Annotated in this window: 6 protein-coding genes and 1 pseudogene; 5 read left to right on the forward strand and 2 right to left on the reverse strand. The window is 67.6% G+C overall.

The annotated features are described in order from the left end of the window. Positions 1-135: 135 nt before the first annotated feature. From AC3WPZ_RS26985 to trhO, 5 genes are all read left to right on the forward strand, one after another. Positions 136-2,508 carry a Tex family protein gene (locus tag AC3WPZ_RS26985; protein ID WP_444686594.1) on the forward strand — a complete coding sequence of 791 codons (2,373 nt, stop codon included), beginning with the start codon at positions 136-138 and terminating at the stop codon, positions 2,506-2,508. Positions 2,509-2,634: 126 nt separating this feature from the next. Continuing rightward, positions 2,635-3,462, forward strand: a complete 828-nt coding sequence (locus AC3WPZ_RS26990) for an HDOD domain-containing protein (RefSeq protein ID WP_382157839.1) — start codon at positions 2,635-2,637, stop codon at positions 3,460-3,462. 82 nt (positions 3,463-3,544) lie between these two features. Then, positions 3,545-4,378: an HDOD domain-containing protein gene (locus AC3WPZ_RS26995; protein WP_382157841.1), complete on the forward strand. Its 834-nt coding sequence runs from the start codon at positions 3,545-3,547 to the stop codon at positions 4,376-4,378. Between the two features lie 40 nt (positions 4,379-4,418). Further along, positions 4,419-5,513: a patatin-like phospholipase family protein gene (locus AC3WPZ_RS27000; protein WP_444686593.1), complete on the forward strand. Its 1,095-nt coding sequence runs from the start codon at positions 4,419-4,421 to the stop codon at positions 5,511-5,513. A 19-nt stretch (positions 5,514-5,532) separates the two neighbouring features. Beyond that, the gene (trhO, locus tag AC3WPZ_RS27005) at positions 5,533-6,501 is read left to right on the forward strand and encodes an oxygen-dependent tRNA uridine(34) hydroxylase TrhO (RefSeq protein WP_382157845.1); all 969 of its coding nucleotides are present in this window, start codon (positions 5,533-5,535) and stop codon (positions 6,499-6,501) included. A 2-nt stretch (positions 6,502-6,503) separates the two neighbouring features. Here trhO and AC3WPZ_RS27010 read toward each other — a convergent pair whose 3' ends face one another. Continuing rightward, positions 6,504-7,757: a phenylacetate--CoA ligase family protein gene (locus tag AC3WPZ_RS27010; RefSeq protein ID WP_382324886.1), complete on the reverse strand. Its 1,254-nt coding sequence runs from the start codon at positions 7,755-7,757 to the stop codon at positions 6,504-6,506. 11 nt (positions 7,758-7,768) lie between these two features. Further along, positions 7,769-7,867 (reverse strand): annotated as a pseudogene (locus tag AC3WPZ_RS27015) (ABC transporter ATP-binding protein); the annotation flags it as partial.

The raw sequence follows: 7,867 nt of genomic DNA on the forward strand, positions 1-7,867 counted from the left end.
GGGGGAGGAGGCGGGTCGCCGAAGAGGTCGTCTTGCATGGTGGAAACGGGTCAGGCGCCTACCACAAACAGCGCCCATGGTAGCCCCAACGGCTGTGGCAAACTCGCGCGCTTCTCGTTTCCACATCGACGGTGCATGCAGCAGATCATCCGGCAGATCGCCACAGAAATCAGGGTTGAAGAACGACAAGTGCTCGCAGCGGTCGAGCTGCTGGATGGGGGAGCCACGGTGCCCTTCGTCGCGCGCTACCGCAAGGAAGCCACGGGCGGCCTGGACGACATCCAGCTGCGCGAGCTGTCCTACCGCCTGGACTACCTGCGCGAACTCGAAGACCGCCGTGCCTCGGTGCTCAAGAGCATCGACGAACAGGGCAAGCTCACCGACGCGCTGCGCGCCGCCATCGCCGCCGCGCCGACCAAACAGGAACTCGAAGACCTCTACCTGCCGTTCAAGCAGAAGCGCCGCACCAAGGGCCAGATCGCGCGCGAATTCGGCATCGAACCGCTGGCCGACAAGCTGTTCGCCGACCCCACGCTGGACCCGGCGGCCGAAGCCGCCGCGTTCACCCGTCCGCTGGAGGTGCTGGACGACGGCAAGCCCGGCGCCGATTTCTCCACCGTGCCGGCCGTGCTCGACGGTGTGCGCGACATCCTGAGCGAGCGCTGGGCCGAAGACGCCACCTTGCTGCAGAACCTGCGCGAATGGCTCTGGACCGAAGGCCTGCTCAAGAGCACGCTGGTGAACGGCAAGGACGAGAACGCGCCCGAGGTGGCGAAGTTCCGCGACTATTTCGACTACGACGAGCCGATCGCCCGCGTGCCGTCGCACCGGGCGCTGGCCGTGTTCCGCGGCCGCGCGCTGGAGATCCTGGACGCCAAGCTGGTGCTGCCCGAGCCCGAGGTGGTGCCCGCCACCACCGGCAAGGCCGCGCCCGTGGTCTCGCTGGCCGAAGGCCGCATCGCCCTGCACCTGGGCTGGAGCCACAAGGGCCGCGCCGCCGACGACCTGCTGCGCAAGTGCGTGGCCTGGACCTGGCGCGTCAAGCTCTCGCTCTCCAGCGAGCGCGACCTGTTCGCCCGCCTGCGCGAGAGCGCCGAGGCGGTGGCGATCAAGGTCTTCGCCGACAACCTGCGCGACCTGCTGCTGGCCGCGCCGGCCGGCCCCAAGGTGGTGATGGGCCTGGACCCGGGCATCCGCACCGGCGTGAAGGTGGCGGTGGTCGATGCCACCGGCAAACTCGTCGACACCGCCACGGTGTACCCGCACGAACCCCGGCGCGACTGGGACGGCGCGCTGCACACCCTGGCGCTGCTGGGCCGCAAGCACGGCGTGAACCTGGTCGCCATCGGCAACGGCACCGCCAGCCGCGAAACCGACAAGCTCGCCGCCGACCTCATCAAGCTGCTGGAGAAGGCCAACCTGACCGGTGTGCAGAAGGTCGTGGTCAGCGAGGCGGGCGCTTCGGTCTATTCCGCGAGCGAATTCGCCTCGCAGGAAATGCCCGACGTGGACGTGAGCCTGCGCGGCGCGGCCAGCATCGCGCGCCGCCTGCAGGACCCGCTGGCCGAGCTGGTGAAGATCGACCCCAAGAGCATCGGCGTGGGCCAGTACCAGCACGACGTGAACCAGAGCGAGCTCGCGCGCACCCTCGACGCCGTGGTGGAAGACTGCGTGAACGGCGTGGGCGTGGACCTGAACACCGCCAGCGTGCCGCTGCTCTCGCGCGTCTCCGGCCTTTCGGGCAGCGTGGCCAAGGCCGTGGTGCGCTGGCGCGAGACGCATGGCGCGTTCAAGAGCCGCCAGCAGCTGATGGACGTGGCCGGCCTGGGCGCCAAGACCTTCGAGCAGAGCGCGGGCTTCCTGCGCATCCGCGGCGGCGAGAACCCGCTGGACATGACCGGCGTGCACCCCGAAACCTACGCCGTGGTCGAGCAGATCATGGAGAAGACCGGCAAGCCCGTGGGCGAGCTGATGGGCCGCGCCGACATGCTCAAGACCCTGCGGCCCGAGCTGTTCGCCAACGAGCGCTTCGGTGTCATTACGGTCAAGGACATCCTGGGCGAACTGGAAAAGCCCGGCCGCGACCCGCGCCCGGACTTCCAGGTGGCGCGTTTCAACGAAGGCGTGGACGACATCAGCGACCTGCGCGAGGGCATGGTCCTCGAAGGCACGGTGAGCAACGTGGCCCAGTTCGGCGCTTTCGTGGACCTCGGCGTGCACCAGGACGGCCTGGTGCATGTGAGCCAGCTGTCGCACAAGTTCGTGAACGACGCGCGCGAGATCGTCAAGACCGGCGATATCGTCAAGGTCAAGGTGATGGAAGTGGACGTGGCGCGCAAGCGCATCGGCCTGTCCATGAAGCTCGACGCCGCGCCGGCCCGGCGCGATGGGCCGCGCGACAACCGCTTCGAAGCCTCGCGCGGACACGGCCGCTCCAGCGGCCCGGCCTCGCCACCGGCGCCATCGGCCATGGCCTCGGCCTTCGCCAAGCTGAAAAAAGGCGCCTGAGCCCGCGCCGGGGCCCGGCCGGGCAGGGGCGACAGACTTGAGGCCCACCGGCCTCAAGTCTTCGGTTGAGTCGCCGATAAGGAGGGAAATCGGAAATCCTTCTGCACGCACGGCCTTCACCACCCCATGGAACTCGAAGCCCTCCTGAACTACCCGCGCGCCTTGCCCGCGATGTCGCGCACCGTCTCGGACCTGCTGGCCGAGATGAACAAGGAAGACCCCAGCCCCAAACGCGTCGCCAGCCTGGTGGCGCACGATCCCGCGCTCACCACCCGCGTGCTGCGCCTGTCGAACTCGGCCTTTTTCCGCGTCAGCCGCCAGATCGGCAGCGCCGAAGAGGCGGTGGCCCTGCTGGGCATGACCCATGTGCGCTCGCTGGTGATGGCCGCGGCGCTGGGCTCAAGCTTCAAGAACGTGCCGGGCGTGGACATGGTCCAGTTCTGGCGCTACAGCCTGCGGGTGGCCGATATCTCGCGCTCGCTCTCCAGCCTGCTGCGCCAGAACGAGGGCAATGCCTTCACCGCCGGCCTGGTGCACGCCATCGGCGACCTGATCATGCACATCGCCATGCCCGACGTGATCGGCCCCATCGACATGGGCACGCCGCCGCTGGACCTGCGCCGCGCCGAGGTGGAGCGCTCGGTGCTGGGCTACACCTACGCCGAGGTCGGCGCCGGCATGGCCGAAAAGTGGCAGTTCCCCACCACCATCGTCTCCGCCCTCAAGCACCAGACCGCGCCGTTCGACGGCGAGGTGTACGACACGCTCGGCGGCGTGCTGCACCTGGCCTCCTGGCGCGCCCGTGCCGAGGAAATCCAGCTCGACGAAGCCGGCCTCGTGGCCACCTTCCCCGACATGATCGGCCTCACGCTGGGCCTGGACCTGGACAGCGTGCTGGGCAAGGATCCCACGGAATGGTCATTCAGCCAGGCCCTCAGCGCCTTCATTGACTGAAAAGTTCTAAAGTGCGTCGCCTTTGCGACGATGACAAAGGGACAACTTTCTTGCAGTCACGTCTCAGCAAAGGCAGGTCATCATGCAACTCGAAAAGCTCCTCAAGCAACCGAATGCACTTCCGTCTGCGCCCAAGGTCGTGCGCAAGCTGATCGAGACCTTCGACAAGGAAGATGTCGACGCCATGCTGGCGGCCTCGTTGATCGAAGACGATCCGGTGCTGACCGCCAAGCTGCTCAAGACCGCCAATTCCGCCTTCTTCGGGCTGCACCGCTCGGTGAGCAATGCGCGCGACGCGATCAATGTGCTGGGCCTCATCAAGGTGCGCGCGCTGGTGATTGCCGCCTCGCTGGGCGAAGGCTTCCACACCGTGGGTGGGGTCAACCTCAACCAGTTCTGGCGCTACAGCCTCAACACGGCCAACCTCTCGCGCTACATCGCGCTGCCGATCAAGATGGACGAGAACACCGCGTTCACGGCCGGCCTGATCCATGGCATCGGCGAACTCGTCATGCACGTGGGCATGCCCGAGGCCATGATCGACCTCGACCGCAGCGTACCCATGCTCGATCTCAAGCGCGCCAAGGCCGAGCGCGGCCTGTTCGGCTACAGCTACGCCGAAGTGGGCGCGGCGCTGGCGCGCGACTGGCATTTCCCCAAGCGCATGATCAACGCGATCCTGCACCAGACCGCGCCGTTCGACAACGATGTGTACGAGCCCATTGCCGGCGTGATCCACATCGGCTCCTGGCGCGCTCGCGCCGAAGAGCAGCAGATGCGCTCGGAGCTGCTGATCAACACCTACCCGGATCCCGTGGGGCTGGTGCTCGGCATCGATCCCGACACCGTGGTGGCCGAAGAGATTCCGTCGATTTCGCGCCATTCGGAAGTCACCGAGGCGTCCGAACCGAACTGATCTTTTTGAACCTCCGGGGCTGCGCGACAATCGCAGCCCTATGTCCGCGCTCCGTCTCTACGCCGGCCCCACGGCCCGGCGGCATATCGAACAACATGGCCTGCGTCCCCACGACGTCGGCATCATCCCCGCGGCGGCGGGCGGCCCCAAGGGCCTGATCCTCGGCCCCCTCGATCGTTTCCTGTTCGGCGAGTGGCTGCCGCGCAGCGATCAGGCCGTGCACCTGGTCGGTGCGTCCATCGGCGCCTGGCGCATGGCCACGGCCTGCCTGGACAACCCCGTGGAAGCCTTCGAACGGCTGGAGCGGGACTACATCGCCCAGCACTACGACCTGCCCGCCGGGCAAAAGCGCCCCACGGCCAGCCAGATCAGCCAGCGCTTCGGTGAAAACCTTCAGCTGTTCTACGGCGGACGGGTGGAGGAAGCCCTTCACAACCCCCGCTACCGCCTGCACATCGTCACCTCGCGGGGGCGCCTGCTGCTGCGGCACGAAGGCCACCTGCGCACGCCGCTGGGTTACCTCGGCGCCTTCACCGCCAATGCGCTGCACCGCAAGGCGTTGGGCGCCTGGCTGGAGCGGGTGGTGTTCTCGTCCGTGCCGTCCGGCTCGGGCGGGGTGAGCCCGCTGCCTTTCGCCACGCTCGACTACCGCACGCGGCAGGTACCGATGTTCGCCGACAACTTCATGGACGCGTTGCAGGCGAGCTGCTCGATTCCCTTCATGCTGCGCCCGGTGCGCAACATCGCGGGCGCGCCACCGGGCACCTACTGGGACGGCGGTCTCACCGACTACCACCTGCACCTGCAGTACCAGCCGCCGACGGCATCGCCCATCGTGCTGTACCCCCACTTCCAGAAAGCCGTGGTGCCCGGCTGGCTCGACAAGGCCTGGAAGGGCCGGCACCGCAGCAGCCCGGCGCTGGACACCATGCTGGTGATCGCGCCCGATCCGGAGTGGGTCAAGCAGTTGCCCAACAGCAAGCTGCCCGACCGGGACGACTTCAGCCGCTACGGGCAGGACCTGCCGGCGCGCATGAAGGCCTGGAACGGCGCCACCAGCGCCGCGCGCCAGCTGGCCGACGAGTTCGCCCGGTGGCTGGAGAAGCCCGACCTCTCGCGCGTCGAGCCGCTGTAGGGCGCGGGATAATCCCCCCATGCCCGCCTTTCTCACCGCCGCCCTGTACCAGTTCGTCGATCTGCCGGACCACGCCGACCTGCGCGAACCCCTTCTGGCCTGCTGCGAGGCCCACGGCGTCAAGGGCACGTTGCTGCTGGCGCGCGAAGGCATCAACGGCACCATCGCGGGGCCGGAAGAGGGGGTGCTGGCGGTGCTTGCCCACCTGCGCGCCGACCCGCGCCTGGCTCAGTTGCCGCACAAGACCTCCTGGAGCGATCATCCGCCGTTCCACCGCATGAAGGTGCGGTTGAAGAAAGAGATCGTCACCCTGCGGGTGCCCGGGCTGGACCCGAACCAGACCGTGGGCCAGTACGTGAAACCGCAGGACTGGAACGCCTTGCTGGCCGATCCGGACGTGGTGCTGATCGACACGCGCAATGATTACGAAGTGGCCATCGGCACCTTCCAGGGCGCGATCAACCCGAACATCAAGACCTTCACCGAACTGCCGGCCTGGCTGGATGCCCAGCCGGCCTTGCAGGGTGAGGGCAGGAAACCCAAAGTGGCGATGTTCTGCACCGGCGGGATCCGCTGCGAGAAGTCGACCGCCCTCATGAAGATGCGAGGCTTCGACGAGGTCTATCACCTGGAAGGCGGCATCCTCAAGTACCTGGAAGAGGTGCCGCCCGAGCAAAGCACCTGGCAGGGCGACTGCTTCGTGTTCGACGAGCGCGTGAGCGTGGGCCACGGCCTGGCGCCCGGCCCGCACGAGCTCTGCCGTTCGTGCCGCTGGCCACTGAGCCCCGAGGAAAAGGCCTCACCCCACTACGTCAAGGGCGTGAGCTGTGCCCATTGCCACGACCAGCGCAGCCCGGAAGAGAAAGCCCGCCTCGCGGAGCGCCAGCGCCAGGTGGAGCTGGCCGAAGCGCGCGGCGAGGTGCACGTGGGGGCGCGCATGGACGGGCAAGGCGGCGGTGCGGAGGGCCAGCCCGAGCCGCATGCCTGACCCTAGCGGTGGCGCCTCAGGTCTTCGATGGTCTTGCCGTCCTCGGGAAGCGCTCCGGGCACCAGCAGCGCCACCTCGGCCCGCAGCTTGGTGACTTCGCGGATCGCCTCCTGGATGCGCTGCTCGAGTTCTTCGGAAGGTCTCGACACCTCGACCTGGAAGAGCATGTGGTCCGTGCCCATTTCGCCGCTGACGACCAGCTTGGCACGCCGTATCTCTGAAAAGCGCTCGGAGATCGATGCCACCTGGGTCGGGTGCACGAACATGCCGCGCACCTTGGTGGTCTGATCCGCGCGGCCCAGCCAGCCCTCGATGCGCAGATTGGTCCTGCCGGTGGGGCATTGGCCGGGCAGGAAGGCCGACAGGTCGCCCGTGGCAAAGCGGATCAACGGGTAGGTGGGGTTGAAGGTGGTGACGACCACCTCGCCGATTTCACCCACGGCCACCGGCTCGCCGGTGCCGGGCCGCACGATTTCCAGAACCAGGTTTTCGTCCAGCACCATGCCCTCCAGCGCCTGGGTCTCGTAGGCGATCAGGCCCAGATCGGCCGTGGCGTAGGCCTGGAAGGCCGAAATGCCCTGTTCCTGGAACCAGCCCCGCAGGCTCTGCGAGCAGGCCTCGCCACTGAAAAGGGCGCGCTTGAGCGAAGACAGGGGCACGCCCATGTCGGCGGCCCGCTCCAGAACGATCTTCAGGAAGCTCGGGGTGCCCACGTACGCCTGCGGCCCCAGATCGGCCATGGTCTGCACCTGCAGCTCTGTCTGCCCGGTGCCGGCGGGCAGCACGGTGCAGCCCAGGCTGATGGCGCTGGACTCCATGATGGCGCCAGCGGGCGTGAGGTGGTAGCTGAAGGCGTTGTGGATCAGGTCGCCGCGCCGGAAACCGGCGGCGTGCATGGCGCGCGCGACGCGCCAACTGCCCCGGCCTTCGCCCTCGGGTTCGTAGATCGGTCCCGGGCTGGCGAAGACCCGGGACATGCCGGGCCCGTAGCCGATGCTGCAGAAGCCACCAAAAGGGCCCCCATGCAGCGCGCGCCCTTGGCGTTGCAGCGCGATCAGTTCGTGCTTTCGGGTGACGGGCAATTGCGCCAGCGCTTCGCGCGTGTTGATGGCCGCGGGGTCGACATCCTTGAGGATGTCGGCATAGGCGGTGGTGTGCCGTCTGGCGTGCTCGACCTGCCGCGCCAAGGCCTTCATCAGATAGGCCTCCCGCTCGGCCTGCGAGCGGGTCTCCAAGTGATCGAAATGCTCGCTCATGGTGGTATCTCCTACGCCAGCCAGCGCTTGCGCCGCTTGTAGCTCTTGATGTCCTTGAAGGACTTGCGCTCGCCCCCGCCCATGCCGAGGTAGAACTCCTTGACGTCCTC

It is taken from the genome of Hydrogenophaga sp. FW305-3-2-15-A-LB1 (assembly GCF_058787875.1).

Excerpts from the sequence above, each read along its gene's own strand:
- AC3WPZ_RS26985 (WP_444686594.1), top strand. The coding sequence starts at position 136 with ATGCAGCAGATCATCCGGCAGATCGCCACAGAAATCAGGGTTGAAGAA.
- AC3WPZ_RS26990 (WP_382157839.1), top strand. The coding sequence starts at position 2,635 with ATGGAACTCGAAGCCCTCCTGAACTACCCGCGCGCCTTGCCCGCGATG.
- AC3WPZ_RS26995 (WP_382157841.1), top strand. The coding sequence starts at position 3,545 with ATGCAACTCGAAAAGCTCCTCAAGCAACCGAATGCACTTCCGTCTGCG.
- AC3WPZ_RS27000 (WP_444686593.1), top strand. The coding sequence starts at position 4,419 with ATGTCCGCGCTCCGTCTCTACGCCGGCCCCACGGCCCGGCGGCATATC.
- trhO (WP_382157845.1), top strand. The coding sequence starts at position 5,533 with ATGCCCGCCTTTCTCACCGCCGCCCTGTACCAGTTCGTCGATCTGCCG.
- AC3WPZ_RS27010 (WP_382324886.1), bottom strand. The coding sequence starts at position 7,757 with ATGAGCGAGCATTTCGATCACTTGGAGACCCGCTCGCAGGCCGAGCGG.